Origin of the sequence: Vibrio sp. OPT46 (assembly GCF_015163535.1) — a bacterium.
GTDB lineage: Bacteria > Pseudomonadota > Gammaproteobacteria > Enterobacterales > Vibrionaceae > Vibrio > Vibrio alginolyticus.
The window spans coordinates 24833-39700 of the sequence record NZ_JADDYG010000139.1 but is presented as its reverse complement, the minus strand read 5'-3'; the positions used below and the strand labels follow the sequence as shown (position 1 = coordinate 39700).

General features: G+C 43.9%; 14 protein-coding genes. 8 read left to right on the top strand and 6 right to left on the bottom strand.

Translation table 11 applies throughout. From position 1 onward, the window contains the following. Positions 1–154: 154 nt before the first annotated feature. Entirely contained in the window at positions 155–2563 is a 2409-nt protein-coding gene (locus IQR33_RS06225; protein ID WP_193843593.1) for a VolA/Pla-1 family phospholipase, read from the bottom strand. 20 nt (positions 2564–2583) lie between these two features. After that, the gene (locus tag IQR33_RS06220) at positions 2584–3819 is read right to left on the bottom strand and encodes an outer membrane protein transport protein (RefSeq protein ID WP_005376347.1); all 1236 of its coding nucleotides are present in this window, start codon (positions 3817–3819) and stop codon (positions 2584–2586) included. Positions 3820–4241: 422 nt separating this feature from the next. On the opposite strand from IQR33_RS06220, the gene IQR33_RS06215 reads away from it, so the two are divergent. Further along, positions 4242–5270 (top strand): site-2 protease family protein, encoded by a 1029-nt coding sequence (locus IQR33_RS06215; protein WP_005376346.1) that lies wholly within the window; start codon positions 4242–4244, stop codon positions 5268–5270. A 76-nt stretch (positions 5271–5346) separates the two neighbouring features. On the opposite strand, the gene IQR33_RS06210 is transcribed toward IQR33_RS06215, so the two are convergent. Then, on the bottom strand, positions 5347–6135 hold the full coding sequence (locus tag IQR33_RS06210; RefSeq protein ID WP_017634168.1) for a M48 family metallopeptidase: 789 nt from the start codon (positions 6133–6135) through the stop codon (positions 5347–5349). A 201-nt stretch (positions 6136–6336) separates the two neighbouring features. Here IQR33_RS06210 and IQR33_RS06205 point away from each other — a divergent pair, with 201 nt between their 5' ends. The 5 genes from IQR33_RS06205 (at position 6337) to cutA (ending at position 9382) form a co-directional block, all read left to right on the top strand. After that, the gene (locus tag IQR33_RS06205) at positions 6337–6771 is read left to right on the top strand and encodes a hotdog fold thioesterase (RefSeq protein ID WP_005376340.1); all 435 of its coding nucleotides are present in this window, start codon (positions 6337–6339) and stop codon (positions 6769–6771) included. A 6-nt stretch (positions 6772–6777) separates the two neighbouring features. After that, positions 6778–7011, top strand: a complete 234-nt coding sequence (locus tag IQR33_RS06200) for a DUF3389 domain-containing protein (protein ID WP_005376338.1) — start codon at positions 6778–6780, stop codon at positions 7009–7011. 79 nt (positions 7012–7090) lie between these two features. Next, a complete protein-coding gene (locus IQR33_RS06195) occupies positions 7091–8800 on the top strand; it encodes an SgrR family transcriptional regulator (protein ID WP_017821931.1) in 1710 nt (569 codons plus the stop codon). Then, a complete protein-coding gene (locus IQR33_RS06190) occupies positions 8784–9035 on the top strand; it encodes a hypothetical protein (RefSeq protein ID WP_005376334.1) in 252 nt (83 codons plus the stop codon). Before IQR33_RS06195 ends, IQR33_RS06190 begins: the two co-directional genes overlap by 17 nt. A gap of 14 nt (positions 9036–9049) precedes the next feature. Beyond that, positions 9050–9382 (top strand): divalent-cation tolerance protein CutA, encoded by a 333-nt coding sequence (cutA, locus tag IQR33_RS06185; RefSeq protein ID WP_054575994.1) that lies wholly within the window; start codon positions 9050–9052, stop codon positions 9380–9382. Here cutA and IQR33_RS06180 read toward each other — a convergent pair. Continuing rightward, positions 9344–9940 carry a DUF2238 domain-containing protein gene (locus IQR33_RS06180; protein WP_017821932.1) on the bottom strand — a complete coding sequence of 199 codons (597 nt, stop codon included), beginning with the start codon at positions 9938–9940 and terminating at the stop codon, positions 9344–9346. The genes cutA and IQR33_RS06180 overlap by 39 nt on opposite strands. Positions 9941–10182: 242 nt before the next feature. Here IQR33_RS06180 and IQR33_RS06175 point away from each other — a divergent pair, with 242 nt between their 5' ends. Together IQR33_RS06175 and IQR33_RS06170 are read left to right on the top strand one after the other, a co-directional pair. Further along, entirely contained in the window at positions 10183–11022 is an 840-nt protein-coding gene (locus IQR33_RS06175) for an isopenicillin N synthase family dioxygenase (RefSeq protein ID WP_005386285.1), read from the top strand. Positions 11023–11150: 128 nt separating this feature from the next. Continuing rightward, complete coding sequence (locus IQR33_RS06170; RefSeq protein ID WP_182039387.1) at positions 11151–11771, top strand: DNA-J related domain-containing protein; 621 nt, start codon at positions 11151–11153, stop codon at positions 11769–11771. Positions 11772–11850: 79 nt separating this feature from the next. Here IQR33_RS06170 and IQR33_RS06165 read toward each other — a convergent pair whose 3' ends face one another. Further along, positions 11851–13506, bottom strand: a complete 1656-nt coding sequence (locus tag IQR33_RS06165) for an ABC-ATPase domain-containing protein (RefSeq protein ID WP_064354773.1) — start codon at positions 13504–13506, stop codon at positions 11851–11853. Positions 13507–13577: 71 nt separating this feature from the next. Continuing rightward, positions 13578–14868, bottom strand: a 1291-nt coding sequence (locus tag IQR33_RS06160) for a putative bifunctional diguanylate cyclase/phosphodiesterase (protein WP_193843592.1), incomplete at its 5' end; no start/stop codon positions are given.

Genomic DNA, 14868 nt, shown 5'->3' with positions numbered 1-14868 from the left:
AACAGTCAATACGCGCATAGAGTTTTCCTTTTAAACAAGTGAGTTAGGCAAAGACATCGATTTAACTATAGCAGAGGAAATATGAGTGGGTTTGAATAGAATTGAAATGAAAAAGCCCAGTAGAAACTGGGCTTTGGTAGGAAGGATGTTGCGATTACTTCAAAACAGAAGTGTTAGTGGCACCTGTTAATGCGTCATCCATTAAGAAGTCAGTGTTTTCCATCTGCATCTCTACATGATGATCAATATCAGACAAAGTGCCATTTGGCGAAGCAAAAGTACTGTGCGATGCAGTAGCATTAAACTGTACAAAGCTCGCAGTTGCATTCACAGTAGTGTCCGTACTGTTCACAGTCTTCAACCCTAGCTTATTAGCAAGCGGTTCAGTACCCGCGAATGGTGCATTTGGAACGCTGTTTGGTACTGTGCTATCGCCATCCACTTCTGTCATAAAGAATGGTGTCGTTAGCGAGCCAGATGCCACTAAATCTGAAGCGTTTGTGAACGGATCGACAGTGTCTAGTGTAGTCTGTGCTGCATAGATAAATTGTGAGAAACCTGCTTCTAGCGCTGCTACTTGAGCTTCCGTTGCCGCAGCCTCAAAAGCTTCGTAACATGTTTTATCTTCTAGATCCGCACATGATGCATCAGCGTAATTCGCATAGTCTTTTGATGCTGCATAAGCGAGGTTATGTTTGATCTGAGGGCCGTAATTGTCTGAACCCAGTAACAAATTACCAATTTGCCCACCAGAGTTCTGTACTGATGCAGAACTAAAGGTGTACAGCGCATCCGCAGAAGGGCTGCCCAATGTATTGTTTGCTGCTGCGACGGCAGATGTAGCTACAATACCGCCAAGTGAATGACCTAGCATTTTGACTTTTGAACCCGTCATTGGGTTGAAGCCTTGCAGAGGACCTCCAGCTAAAAGACCGCCTTGAGCAGATACTACCAAGCTAGCGCGCAAACCTAACACATCCAGAACACTTTGACGTAGGTTGTCACGCGCAACGGCTAAGTTGGAAAGATTTAGATAAGCCAGTACATTCGCATTTGCGGAACGTTGTTCATCTAAGCTGCGCGTACCATGAATAGGTAAGTCAATAGCGATAACTGCCACACCTGCTTTTACCATATTGAACGCGAACGCGTACGCATTCTCTTTCGCTGAGGTGATGCCGTGTTGATAAATCACAACGTCTGTCGCGACGCCAGATTTAGGTGTGAAGACCAGTACTTCGACATCTTCAACCGATTTCACTACGGGAACAGGCGAGTAGCGAGTAATAATACGCTCACTATCAAGCTGGGTACCATCGGTAAGAGTAAGCTTAGCTCCAACAAGTTTTAGCTGCTCTGTAGGATCTGTAGCAAGCTTTGTCACATCAACAGGATCATTTGCAAAAACGCCTGTTGATAGCTGCTGAACCATGTTTGCTTGCTCGTTCGGATCCGCTAATGCTGCGCTTAGCTTCGCTAGGCTTGGCATCGCAGATACCATTGGTTGCATGTTCCAGCTTGCGCCTTTTTCCAAGTAATGAGGCAGTCTTACCACACCTTGTGTCACGCTTACATCGGCACCTGATTGCATGTAAAGGCCTTTAATTGCCGTTTTAGCTGCGTCTAGATCGCTAATGTATTTACTAAAGTCATCGTCAGAGTCTAGCGCAGTGCTAAAGTCTTGGGTTTCACCGAGCGTTATTGTGTAGGCCGTTGATAAGTCTACTGAACCTTCGTTTGAGTCATTTTTGTAAACGGTATTTAGTGTGTTTGCGCCAGTAGAAAAACCAGTAGCGGTTACTCCTTTGACTGCCGCTAACGTATCACCTACAGACTGGGTACTGAACCATGAGGAGTAAACGATGTCGTTAGGATTAACTTGAGCTAGACCAAAAATGCCTTCAACCGCCTGAGTGACTGCTTGAACAGAAGCAAGGTCGCCAGTTTCATAAACGATTTCTTTCGATTTACCAGTCGCATAACTTGCTGATGTACCAATTGGCTCACCATTCACGTCAGTAACATCTTGTGTAACCGCAAAAATGTACTCGCTTGACTCATCAAGTGCAGCCAAGAACTGGATGTATAGAGAGCTACCTTTTGCTTGAACTACGTAGTCCTGATTCTGAACGAGTACCTCTTCGATTGGGTTAGATTTACCGTCCCACTCGGTTAAGCGTTGGTTAATCTTGATGACTTTAACACCAGACGACAGCATGCCCGTTGCAAAACCGTCGCCGTTGAAGTTAAGAACGATTGGCATAGACGTTGACCATCCATCCATCGTGTTCATTGAGGCTCTAGGGTTGGTTAAAGCATCATCGCCATCAGTTGGCAGACCAAGCGTACCATCGCTTGTGTCCATTAATAAGTAAGACGGTGCCGGTACATCTGCGTTCGCTCCTTGAAGCGTAAAACTGATGGATGTTTCGCGATCAAGCAATGCTTGGACTTCATCTTCAAATTGAACTTTGTCGGAAGTACCAGAGCTGGAGGTATCATCACCACAACCAGCAAGAAGGATTGCAGAACAAAGCATTGATAATTTAAACGTGTGTTTCATTGGTTTACTCCGTAATCCCATTATTTGAAGGTGTAGTTCATCTGTACCGCGCTGATGTAAGCAGTACCTTCTGAGTCAAACTTAATCTCTTCACCCAGAGCATTTGTCTCAGTGAAAGAGCCTGATTTACTCTTAACAAGTGCAAAGCCTGCATCGAAAGTTAAATTCTCACTCATTGCGTAAGTTAGGCCCGCGCTGTACCAAAAACGGTCACTGTCAGGGATACTCAATGTCGCTTCACCTGCTTGTTCGTCGTACGCAAAGCCTGCACGGAATGTCCAGTCTGTATTAAGTATGTAAGTTGCACCAATGGAGTAGCGATTGTTGTCTTCATATTTCTCAGGTTTAAAGAAACATACTCCGTCATTACATTCGTTACTGGTCGCTTTTAGTTCTTTAAATGTGCTCCAGTCGGTTTGTTGCCAGCCGTAATGTACAGCCCATTGTTCATTCAGTTGATGGAAAGCCGATAATTCGATAATTGAAGGGAGAGAGATTTTTAAACGGCCATCAACTTTTGGTGATGAAGCTCGACCAGAGTCGTAACTACTAAACTCACCGTCATCAAAATCTAGATCAACCTTAGAGCGGTAGCCAAAGCCAAAACGGTTGTTTTCATTTAGCTCAAATAAAGCGCCGACATTCCAACCCCAAGCGAAAGTTTCGCCTTCCATGCCGACAAGGTTATCGGACTTATTACCACCTAAAATACCGGCGAGTGCGCCTTTGTGACGAGTCAGCTCTGCTTCAGCGTATACGAGGTTGATACCACCACCGACACTGAAAGACTCGTTGATACGGTAAGCGACATTAGGGTTGATGTTTACTGAAAGTAGGGAAGTGTCACCCGCCATATCACCTGCGGAAATATCATTTGGATAGTCGGTAGCAACACCGTATGTTGTGAACATACCGATACCCCAAGCCCAGTTATCATTGATAGGGCTGATGTAATAACCTGCTGGCACGATCTGTAAAGGAGCGACATCTTTCGCGTGTTCATTGTTTACAGTGTCGTACACATCGACTTCAGGGTCGATGATAGATAACGCGCCCGAAAATTGAGCTTCTTTGAAAAGTGTCATTGCTGCAGGGTTACGGGCAAGGACGCTGGCATTATCTGCGACAGCCCCTTCACCTGAAAATGCTCGACCAAGACCAGATGCCGAATGTTCAGCTACCTGGAAGCCCGCTGAGTGGGCATTACACGCAAACAATATTGAAATTGTAAGCAGAGAGCAGTGCTTCTTGTTCATCCTTGACCCTCCTAGGGTGTCATAATGCTGGACCGAAGTCCTTGTAATTGTTGTGTGGTACTTACACCAATTGTTAATACGCGAAATACAACGGTGATGTAAATGTAATGTTAATTGTATGTTTAATAACTTGTCAAAGTTTGAGCGTATTTTGCGTTTTAAATATGATGCATAGGTCAAACGATGGCTTGTAAGGGCATGTATTATCGTTATATTTTTGAAGAGAATGGTACGACCAGAATTGTTTTGCGAGCTTTATAGTTAAATAACGATCAAATCAAGAGATAGCTCGCTTTGCGGTTTCTTCACTTCACAGGCATAATTCGCGCTCGCTATGTAGTTATTCAATAGACGCAATAGGAACCGCATTGGAATTACTGAATGTTGAATTTTTAGGTCGTTCGCTAAGGCTCGAAGGATCGATGGCTGGGTGGCAGCAGTTATATTGGGATAATACGTTGGTGTCTCAAATCGATGCCAGTGACAATACCGCAGAGACTTGTCTACACCAGTTTAAGCTCTCTGCGGGTGAGGAAATCCTGAACTGTCATTTGGAGTGTTCTTTAACATGGCAACCGTTTGAATTGAGTTACAAGGTCACAATTAACGGTGAGCTCATCAATGAAGGTTGTCGAAATGAAAAAGACATCGAGCGCCAAGTGCCAGAAGTTACGCCACCATCCGAAAAGCGTTTAAGTGTAATAGGCCTCGTATCTCTTGGGATGAAAGCACTTAAAAGTGCGAAAGTTATTAAAGTGGCGTTAGCGTCTGCAAGTCTCGCTGCATATTCTTGGCTATTTTCCATCGAGTTCGCGCTAGCGTTGATCGCTTGTTTGGTTTTCCATGAATATGGTCACATTAGAGCGATGAAGTATTTTGGAATGAAGACCAAAGGAATCTATTTGATTCCATTCCTAGGTGGTTTGGCGCTAAGTGACGAAAAGATAAACACGCGCTGGCAGGATGTGGTTATCTCAATCATGGGACCATTTTTCGGTTTAGTACTTAGTATTGTTTTTACTTTGCTTTATTGGATGACTGGTGAGGTGATCTTCGCTGGGCTTGCTGTGTTTAACGCCTTGCTAAACCTATTTAATCTGCTGCCTATTTTACCATTAGATGGTGGCCATGTGCTCAAAAGTATTACCTTCTCAATGAATACTTGGGTCGGGTTAGTTGGCAGTATTGCGACCGCTTTATTAGGCATTTTTATCAGTTACTATTTCGGTCTGACGTTGCTAGGGTTTTTATTGTTAATGGGAATGTTGGAAGTGGTGATGGAATGGAGAGCTCGACATCAAAGCCATTTATTGCCATTAACCCGTTATGGGCAGCTATTCTCACTGGCTTGGTACTTGGTCTCTGTCGGAGGTTTTGTTTCTATCATCTGGTATTTTGCCACTCTCGGAGATAGTTTGTTAAGTTTGCCGCTACAGATATTGGGCACTTGATTAGAATCATTAAAAGCTCCCTAGGGAGCTTTTTTATTTGGCAAGCTTAAGTATAGTAGACGATAGTAGCAATGAATTAGCCACATCTTGGTGCTTTCGCGTTATACGCAGGCAGCTTATTTATGGTTGCTTGTAAATCTTTAATGCGCGTACTGTGCGATGGGTGGGTTGAGAAGAATTCAGGTGGTTGAGAACCACCTGATGCAGCACTCATATTTTTCCATAAATCGACACTTTGACGTGGGTCGAAACCTGCTTTTGCCATGAATTCCAGCCCGACAATATCAGCCTCGGATTCCTGAGTACGACCGTATGGCAAGATAACACCGTATTGAACACCGACACCAAGTGCCGCCATCGTCATTTGTTGATACTGTTTGTACTCGGAAGCTCCAATGGCAACGTTTGCTAGAGACAACCCGGCATTTGCTAACTGACTTTGTGAGAGACGTTCATTACTGTGGTCAGCGAGGACGTGAGCGACTTCGTGACCAATGACTGTTGCCAACTGATCTTGGTTTTTCGCGACATCTAAAAGCCCGGTATACACGCCGATCTTCCCACCTGGTAGAGCAAACGCATTGACTTGTTCACTATCAAAAACAACGACTTCCCAGTCTTTAAATCCAGATTGAGCGGGAATGGTGTCAGTGATGTGTTTGGCAACGCATTGAACGTAGGCATTCGTTTTGCGATCTTTGCTGATTGGGATATCTTTCTTCATTTGTTCGAAAGATTTAGCGCCAAGCGATGACATTTCCTGATCTGAAAACATCAGGATCTGGTTGCGACCCGTCGGTGATGCGCTACACGCCGTTAAACCCGCGATAGTTAAAAGAGCAGAGGCTTTCATCCATACCTTCATAACAGGCTCCATTTAATTTTTTGTTTTGAAGCAATAGTATATACCCAAATAGTAACATGATGCATGGATCAAGTTATTCATCTGATTAATAAAGAAGGTGAGATGTTACGTCTTGAAGTTATGCCCAAGTAGCGTCTATGCTAGCTTCCTAGCACATCGTTACAACCTAACAAACCAGTTTGTGAAACTAAGAGTAAAACAATGAGTATATGGAAAAAGCCCGTAAGCATAGAGATTCTGAATGCCACGTCAAAAAATACCCTGATCGAGCACCTACAAATTAAATATACAGATTTCACTGACGACTCCCTTACAGCAACCATGCCCGTATGCAGCTTTACTCATCAACCTTTAGGAATGCTTCACGGTGGTGCATCAGTCGTGCTCGCAGAAACATTAGGCTCATTAGCTGCAAACTTCTCTGTCGATGAGGGCAGCTACTGCGTCGGTTTAGATATTAACGCGAACCATGTGCGAGCCATGCGAAGTGGTCATGTGATTGGTACGGCAAAACCGCTTCATCTGGGTATTTCAACGCAAGTGTGGCAAATCGATATCACTGATGAGCGAGGCCGTTTAGTGTGTACCAGTCGCTTGACCATCGCTGTGAAACAACACAAAACAAAGTCGGTATAAACTAAGATGGTGATTGAGTTTTCATTAGGAAAAATCATTGCAACCCAGCGTGAAATAGTGATTAAGCTCTCCGGCAGTGCAATGGTAACCTTGCAAGCGCAAACCGATGCAATTCAGTTGCTGGGTAGAGGAGCGAACGTTGTTTTATCTCATGGAGCAGAGTGTAAATGGTCTATCAAGCTAGACAACGAGGAACAACTGGCTGAACTTTCGCGAGAAATTGGTATCGATATTCAATAATTTATAGTGTGATGTTTGCACTTTTTGGTAAAAATGAGGAAACTTAGCTTATCGACAACAAGATAAGAATTTCCTCTTTATGAGTAGCCCTCGTTTACGTGTTCAGTTCGAAACACTGTTTGAAAAATTTTCCGGTCACGATACGGACGTTCAGCTCGAAGACATCACCGAAGCGTTGTTTTGTACACGTCGTAATGCTCGTATTGTTCTAAATAAACTTGAAGAAGAGGGCTGGATTGAGTGGCATCCGGCAGCGGGTCGAGGAAAACTTTCGAAACTCGTTTTTAAACGTAATCGAAGCGATGTCAGCGAAAACCTCGCCAGGCGTTATCTCGATGAAGGGAAAATCGGTCAGGCTCTAGATGCGCTTGATAACGATGCGGCACGATTGACGCAGGTTATCCAAGGTTATTTAGGGCTTCAACATCGGCAGGGCGAGCAGGTCGTGCGTTTGCCTTATTATCGACCATTGTCGATGTTAAACCCGCAGAAACCGATGCGGCGTTCTGAACAGCACATCGCCAGACAAATTTTTAGCGGACTCACTCGCCTTGATGAAAATGAACAACTTCAACCAGATTTAGCCCACACGTGGGAAGCAATTTCTGATACACATTGGCGTTTTTATCTTCGTCGTGGAGTACGCTTTCATAATGGTGAACCGTTAACAACCAGTTGTGTTCTTGAGAGTGTGCTTGCGTTAAATGGCTTGAACTTGTTTTCTCACATAAAGCGGGTGTCTTCACCACAAGAGTGGACCGTTGATATTGAGCTCGTCCGTCCTGATCGCTACCTTCCTCTGGCTCTGAGTGAGTCGCAAGCAAAAATTTTGCTACCGAGTGCTTTGCGTTCTGAAAGCTTCGATAGACAACCGATAGGGACAGGGCCGTTCCAAGTTAAAATGAATGATGATAAGCGTCTTATTTTGACTGCTTTTGATGGCTACTTTGGTTTTCGCCCTTTACTTGACCAAGTGGAGGTGTGGGTAATCGATGAAGCCTATTCTTCAATGGTTTATCCAAGCCTGTCAAAGCCGAAGATGGATAAACAAGGTTCATCCGATGAAGTCGAGCTGGACCCTGGCTGTACATTCCTATTACTAAACAAAAACACCGGGATTGCAAAAGATCCACGTTGGGCAGAGTTCCTCTCGCAAACCCTCAACAGTCACCAGATTTACTCGCATGTTCCACAAGATAAAGTGATGGAACTGGGAGTATTGCAAGCCTTTGGCCTTAAGCCTGGTTGGATTGATCTTAGGCCAGCAGAAGCGGGCAGCGTACCACAGGCTAATAAGGTAATTTCCGTAGCGTATCAGAAAAAGCATCCGATGTTTCCAGTAGTTGCCAAGGCCATCAAGACACTCTTAAAACCGCACGGTATAGAGGTTGAGTTTATTCGTTATGATTCTCAACCGCCCGCACCGGAGGAAGTGGATATCTGGGTGAAAGCTATGGGCATTGCAACGAACCGAAATGACGCGTTGGCGGGCTGGCTCCTGGATTACAGTGATATTGAGAAGTTCAGTTCAGGTTACGATTTTAGTGAATGGGCTAAACTTGTCGATCAATGGCGTGCCGGCATGCACACAGACTTTCCTGCGCGTGAGCTAGGACGACAGTTAGTAAAAAGCTGTCAGGTGATTCCTATGTTTCACTGCTGGCTAGGCGTGAATAAAGACCACAGCGGTGCGTTACAAAATGCAAAGTGTAATGCCTTAGGTTGGTTTGATTTTAATAATGTATGGGTCAAACCGGATATAGAAAGTAACCATGGCGAAACCGAATAAAAAACAACCGACGAAAACCGTCGATATCTTTTGCTCTAAATGTAAAACTCAACTATTTAAGTACCGTAAAGGCGGGAAAGGCGCACTGGTTAAATGCTTCAAAGAGCGCATTGTTGACGATTTCACACAAACCCCATGTATTTGCCCCGCTTGCGGACAAGAGTTTGCAAGAGATACTTTAGTAAGAGGAACCCCCGCTTACAAAATGATTGGCGGCAAAGTGACGATGAAATAATAAAGGGCTAGAAAATGAGTATTAAACATGACTATTGCATGGTTTTAAGTACAACCAGTAATGAAAAAAATCGAGATCAGATCATTAAAGGTTTGCTAGATGCACAATTAGCCGCGTGTATTCAAACAATGCCTATTGAAAGCCACTACGTTTGGAAAGGGGAGGTTTGTACTGACAACGAATGGTTGCTGGTGATCAAAACTCGTCGAGAGCTCTATGAATTGGTGGAAGAGAAAATAGAAAACCTGCACGAATACGAGGTCGCTCAAATCGTACAGGTTCCAATTGTTGATGGGTTTAACCCTTATTTAGAATGGTTGAGAGAATCGACGTTGAGCCGACATTAAGAATAACGACAACACTGCACCAACGGTATCGCACAACATATCTTTCTGGGCGTCCCATATGTCACCTTGCGAGCCCAGAAAGGCAATTCCCTCATCGCCACCAGCCAACTCCGCATACCACCATTCGATAATCTCATAGCCAGCAGCAAGTGACATGATAGCAAACAAAGCAAACCAGCAAGAGAACGCTTTGTTGAACCGTTTTTTGTTTATCAAGTATTCAGCGATCGGATATGCGTAAAGGCCAATTGAAAAGTGCGCAATGCGGTCAAAATTATTTCGCTCTGAACCAATCATGTCGTTAAACCAGTCAAACGGCACTTCGGAGAACGTATATTTCGCACCGATAGTGTGCAAACAGAGCCAGATGAACATTAAAAAGTAAGCCGTATTACTGAACTGATAGCGAATCGAAATCGCCCAAATAGCAACAAGAATACCAATCGCCGGGATAATCTCCGCAAACCAAACTGCACGTGAGTTAGGTTCCAACGCAGAAAATAAAAACACGATGGCATAAAAAATCGTTAATCCTAAGAGTGTCGAGGTGCTTTTCATAGAGTTATTTGATCCTTCAATTTATCTTACAGTGGGACTCCATAGATTGTGTTAATGATTGCACTTAATTGAACGGTGTGCAATTGATATTTTAATGGGTTTTTTGATCACTGAAAATGTTGATTTATTGGCAAACTGCTCAACATTAAAACGTTTGCGCGTGCACTTTTCATTAAAGTTTGATTTACAACATGCCCATCCATAGAATCCATGATTCAGTCTAATAAAAAAGAAGTAAAGCCATGAAACTGGAAACTGTCGATTATCTTGCTGACGATGCTGCTCAACAGTTCGTTACCTCTCTACGCGAAACGGGGTTCGGTGTGTTGAAAAACCACCCGATTCCACAAGAGCTTGTAGAGTCAATTTACAAAAACTGGCATGAGTTTTTCTGTTCAGAACAAAAGAATGATTTTCACTTTAACGTAGACACCCAAGATGGCTACTTCCCACCTTCTGTGTCTGAAGTGGCGAAAGGGCACAAAGTGAAAGACATCAAAGAGTACTTTCATGTTTACCCTTGGGGGCAGATCCCAGAGCAGCTTAAAGCTGAAATCTTAGAGTACTACGAGCGTGCCAATGCATTTGCTCAAGAGCTATTAGGCTGGGTTGAAGCGTACGCACCTAAGGACGTTCAAGAGAAGTTCTCTATCGCGTTGTCAGAAATGATCAATAACAGCGACAAAACATTACTACGCGTGCTTCACTACCCACCGATGACAGGCGAAGAAGAGCCCGGCGCTATTCGCGCTGCTGCGCATGAAGACATTAACCTGCTAACGGTTTTGCCTGCTGCCAATGAGCCTGGACTGCAAGTAAAGAGTAAAGAGGGTGATTGGATCGATGTACCATGTGACTTCGGAAACTTAATCATCAACATTGGTGATATGCTTCAAGAAGCGTCAGGTGGTTATTTCCCTTCAACGACTCACCGTGTAATCAACCCTACGGGTGGCCGTCAAGAAAAGTCACGTATCTCATTACCGTTGTTCCTGCATCCAAAGCCGGAAGTGGTGTTATCTGAGCGCTACACTGCACATAGCTACCTTATGGAACGTTTACGTGAGCTAGGGGTTATTTAACCTTTACGTGATCTCCTTACAAAGGCCGATGGTGAATGACTATCGGCCTTTTTGCATTTATGCTACAAAGTGGAAACTATGTTTTTTGTGCCGTGAATGGGGCCCTAAACTCGTGTCAGAGAGGATGAATGGAAGGACAACGTACTGTCAATAGTATTGAGCCTCATGCAATAGAAAATCCGCTGCTTTGGCCAATGCTAGAAATTCTGAGAAAACAGCCCTCTAATTGGAAAGTGCACACCTTGGCAAGCTCGTTGGGTGAACAAGGTTATATTTCAAAGCTGGACGACTCTCCCGATAAGGATTTATTCAAAAGAAATTTCCTGATCATGAATGCATTATATCAACTGCAAGACACTCTGTATCCGGATAGTTGGCTTCAAGTCGAAGCCATGGATATTCAGCTCATGTATTCGATGGAAGCTTTGAGGCATAAGATCGATATTCATGATCCTTTGCGTGAGTATTACTTAGATTGGCGCAATTACGAAGCGGACGAAGATGAAGTGCGTCGACTGTTGAATGAATTTTGGACAACTTATCAAAAGTTCATCGGTGGTTCGTCAGTAGCCAGCGTAGATAAGACAAAGGCACTGTCACTATTTGAACTTAACACTGACGCTACGCCTGCGGAAATTAGAAAACAATGGCGAAAACTCGCGCTTCGTTGGCATCCTGATCGAGAAAATGGCGATGCAGAAAGATTTAGAGTTCTTTGTGAAGCGTGGAATGTACTGAGAAACGAATGATTCGCTAAGAATAAAGATAAAGGAAGGCAGCTAACTATAGCTGCCTTTTGATTGAACTGTCTCTGTCAGCGTATCAAAACTAGCATGATGACTTAAACTGAGATTTTCGCATGCGGTTGAGGGCAGCCATAACGTCTAGTGTGCGTGGTTTGGCTAAGTCGCCTTGCTTAGGAAGAGCGGCATGCCACTCACCAGACAGCATTTCTTCAATCTCCTTCGCCGGATGATTACACCAACCTGGAAGTTGAGCAATTTGGAACCATAACCAGCCAATTGTGTTGACTTCATCGGCTGACTCTATCTGTTCCAAAGCGCTAAGATCAGTAAACTCTTTACCAAATCGAAGTGACTCTTTGCCTTTCGCATTCACACGGAACTTGCCGTCAGTCAGAATATTCATCAACGCAACGCGGTTCAGTGCTCGAGGTGGGAAGGTCTGTAAACGTTCTTCTGACTCGTTATGGCGTTGAGTAGGGTGCTGAGCGATAACTTCTTTCGCTTTTTCAGTCACATCAACGGCTTGGTAGTCGTGCATTTGAATGACGGTATCGGCAACGTCTAAGTAGTCGCCCGACCCACCCATAACGATAATGGTAGAGATATCAAGATCATCTCGTAATTGACCAATGCGGTCGACGAGAGGAGTAATTGGCTCATCACCTTTTGCCACCAATGCCTGCATACGCTCATCTCTAATCATGAAGTTGGTAGCAGAAGTATCTTCATCAATCAATAATGTGCTTGAACCCGCTTCAATAGACTCTTGAAGCCAAGCGGCTTGCGACGTTGAGCCTGATGCGTCTTGAGTAGAAAAGTCCGCCGTATCTTTACCCATTGGTAAATGGTTGATGTAGTTCGACAGGTTCAAGTGGTGTACGCATCGGCCATCTTCGGCACGAATCTTCATAGCCTTGTTATCGGCAACAATGTATTCGCGACCATCTCCTGGAATATGATCGTAAATTGAACGCTCTATTGCATTTAATAAGGTAGATTTACCGTGGAAGCCGCCACCTACGATCAGTGTGATACCTTTTGGAATTCCTAATCCTGTGACATGGCCCTTGTTTGGCGCATGTAAAGTGACTTGTAGAGATTCAGGGGCTTTAAACTCAACGGCTTCTTTCATAGGAAGGTCGCAATTACCTGCAATTCGAGGAAGGATACTGCCGTTTGCGACAAACGCGACTAAGTTATTGGCCTCCAACTGTTCTCGCAGGGCATCTTGGTCTTCAACAACTTGGCAGTGCTTAATTAAAGCGGCTTTGTCGAGTTCACGCTCTAAAGTTGCTCGACGGATAAACTTAGGCAGGTGGAAAGTCAGTATGTTGTTGGCTTTTTTCCCCAATACTGAACGACCTTCGGCTGGTAAGTTAACTCGAAAACGCAGTTCAATACCTTCTTCAGTAAACAACACCGCGGTGCTATCCAGTACAGTTTGGCCTGTCAGTGAAATTGATACTGAGTTTTCTTGTTTAGCAAACTGTTCAAAACTACGCGCAATAAAATCACGTGCAGCTCTTTGAAATGCAGGAGACTCGTCTCTTAGCCACTCAAGACCAGTCAAAGACCATGCGCGAGTCGCACGAAAACGTGACGCCGATGCATAAGGGTCACCCTGTACATGATCGATAAACAAAGTGAAATCAGTGAAGTCGTATTGACCTTTGATTTGCTGATAAGCTCGATAGTTCTGCTTTTCAATTTTCTTAAGCGTGGCAGTCAACTGATCCATGAAGATATTAGCCTTTTAATAGAAGCGGGCGGCGATTATAGAAACCACCGCCCTCATAGTAAAGAGAATGCTTAGGAAGAGTAGGCGTATTGCCCGCCAGAAAGGCGCTGATTAAACAAACTTTGCTCAAATTCATTACAAGGCATAGGTTTACCATAAAGAAAACCTTGTCCGATATCACAGCCCTCACCAATGAGAAACTGCTCTTGTTGGGGAGATTCAATGCCTTCGATCACGACTTGGAGTTCCAGTTTTTTCGCAATGTGTATGATAGAACAAATTATCGCGCGATCATCGTCCGACTTTTCCATTTGCTGGACGAAGCTTTTATCAATTTTGATGGCATCAAATGGATATTTCTTTAAATAGCTGAACGAGGCATATCCTGTACCAAAATCATCAAGTGACAATGTCACACCTAGTTTGTGCAACTTATTTAACGTTGTGCGTGCTACTATTTCATCGGCAATTAGAGCGCTCTCGGTTACTTCGAGTTCGAGAAAGTGTGCTGGCAAATGGAAAGTGTCGAGTAGGTGTTGCACTTGTTCTGCAAAATTTACGTTTTGTAATTGAATGGGAGAAACGTTGACGGCAATTTTGAAGTTATCGATTAACTCAGACCATTGTTTCGCTTTGTCTATCGCGGTACGCAGAACAAAAGAGCCAACTTCAAAGATAAGCCCGTTTTGTTCGGCCATATGTATCAATGCTTCGTTGGAAACGTCGCCAAGTATTGGATGTCTCCAGCGAAGCAAGGCTTCTGCGCCAATCCATTTACGTGTTTTGGAGTCTACTTGAGGTTGAAAGTACAACACTAAATCGTCGTTACGCACTGCTTGTAAAAGGTAACTTTCCAGTTCATTGTGACTATTGAGATCCGCCGAATGATTTTCTCTAAAATAACTAAAAGGTTCGCCGGATTCTTTACATAGAAGCATCGCGTAACATGCATGTTGAAGGATACGCTTAGCATTGCTGCAATCTTTGTAAGCTTGAACTATACCGATATACGTGTGCAAATGTATTTCTGTTTTGTTGAAGACAAATCCATCTACGCTAATTTTAGTGATATCATCTAATAGTTGATTTAACCGAGCTTCAATATCCTCTCCCCAAATCAATAAAACCATGTCATTCGAACTTGGTCTACCAGTGATAAATCCGCTAGCACCGTGTCTGGTTAATCTGGAGTGAAATTCTTTTAAAATGTTGTCAAAGACCTCGAACCCGTGCCTGGTCTGAATACTGCGAGCGTTACTAAAACCAATGTTGATGACCACAAGCGATTGCTGATCACTATCAAGGGACTGTAAGGTGTATTGGACAATGTTCTCAAGTGCAGAGCGATTTAGAAACCCAGTC

Excerpts from the sequence above, each read along its gene's own strand:
- IQR33_RS06190 (WP_005376334.1), top strand. The coding sequence starts at position 8,784 with ATGGCGAAACCGAATAAAAAACAACCGACGAAAACCGTCGATATCTTT.
- IQR33_RS06165 (WP_064354773.1), bottom strand. The coding sequence starts at position 13,506 with ATGGATCAGTTGACTGCCACGCTTAAGAAAATTGAAAAGCAGAACTAT.
- IQR33_RS06225 (WP_193843593.1), bottom strand. The coding sequence starts at position 2,563 with ATGAAACACACGTTTAAATTATCAATGCTTTGTTCTGCAATCCTTCTT.
- IQR33_RS06180 (WP_017821932.1), bottom strand. The coding sequence starts at position 9,940 with ATGAAAAGCACCTCGACACTCTTAGGATTAACGATTTTTTATGCCATC.
- IQR33_RS06205 (WP_005376340.1), top strand. The coding sequence starts at position 6,337 with ATGAGTATATGGAAAAAGCCCGTAAGCATAGAGATTCTGAATGCCACG.
- IQR33_RS06215 (WP_005376346.1), top strand. The coding sequence starts at position 4,242 with ATGGCTGGGTGGCAGCAGTTATATTGGGATAATACGTTGGTGTCTCAA.
- IQR33_RS06220 (WP_005376347.1), bottom strand. The coding sequence starts at position 3,819 with ATGAACAAGAAGCACTGCTCTCTGCTTACAATTTCAATATTGTTTGCG.
- IQR33_RS06175 (WP_005386285.1), top strand. The coding sequence starts at position 10,183 with ATGAAACTGGAAACTGTCGATTATCTTGCTGACGATGCTGCTCAACAG.
- cutA (WP_054575994.1), top strand. The coding sequence starts at position 9,050 with ATGAGTATTAAACATGACTATTGCATGGTTTTAAGTACAACCAGTAAT.
- IQR33_RS06170 (WP_182039387.1), top strand. The coding sequence starts at position 11,151 with ATGGAAGGACAACGTACTGTCAATAGTATTGAGCCTCATGCAATAGAA.
- IQR33_RS06200 (WP_005376338.1), top strand. The coding sequence starts at position 6,778 with ATGGTGATTGAGTTTTCATTAGGAAAAATCATTGCAACCCAGCGTGAA.
- IQR33_RS06195 (WP_017821931.1), top strand. The coding sequence starts at position 7,091 with ATGAGTAGCCCTCGTTTACGTGTTCAGTTCGAAACACTGTTTGAAAAA.
- IQR33_RS06210 (WP_017634168.1), bottom strand. The coding sequence starts at position 6,135 with ATGAAGGTATGGATGAAAGCCTCTGCTCTTTTAACTATCGCGGGTTTA.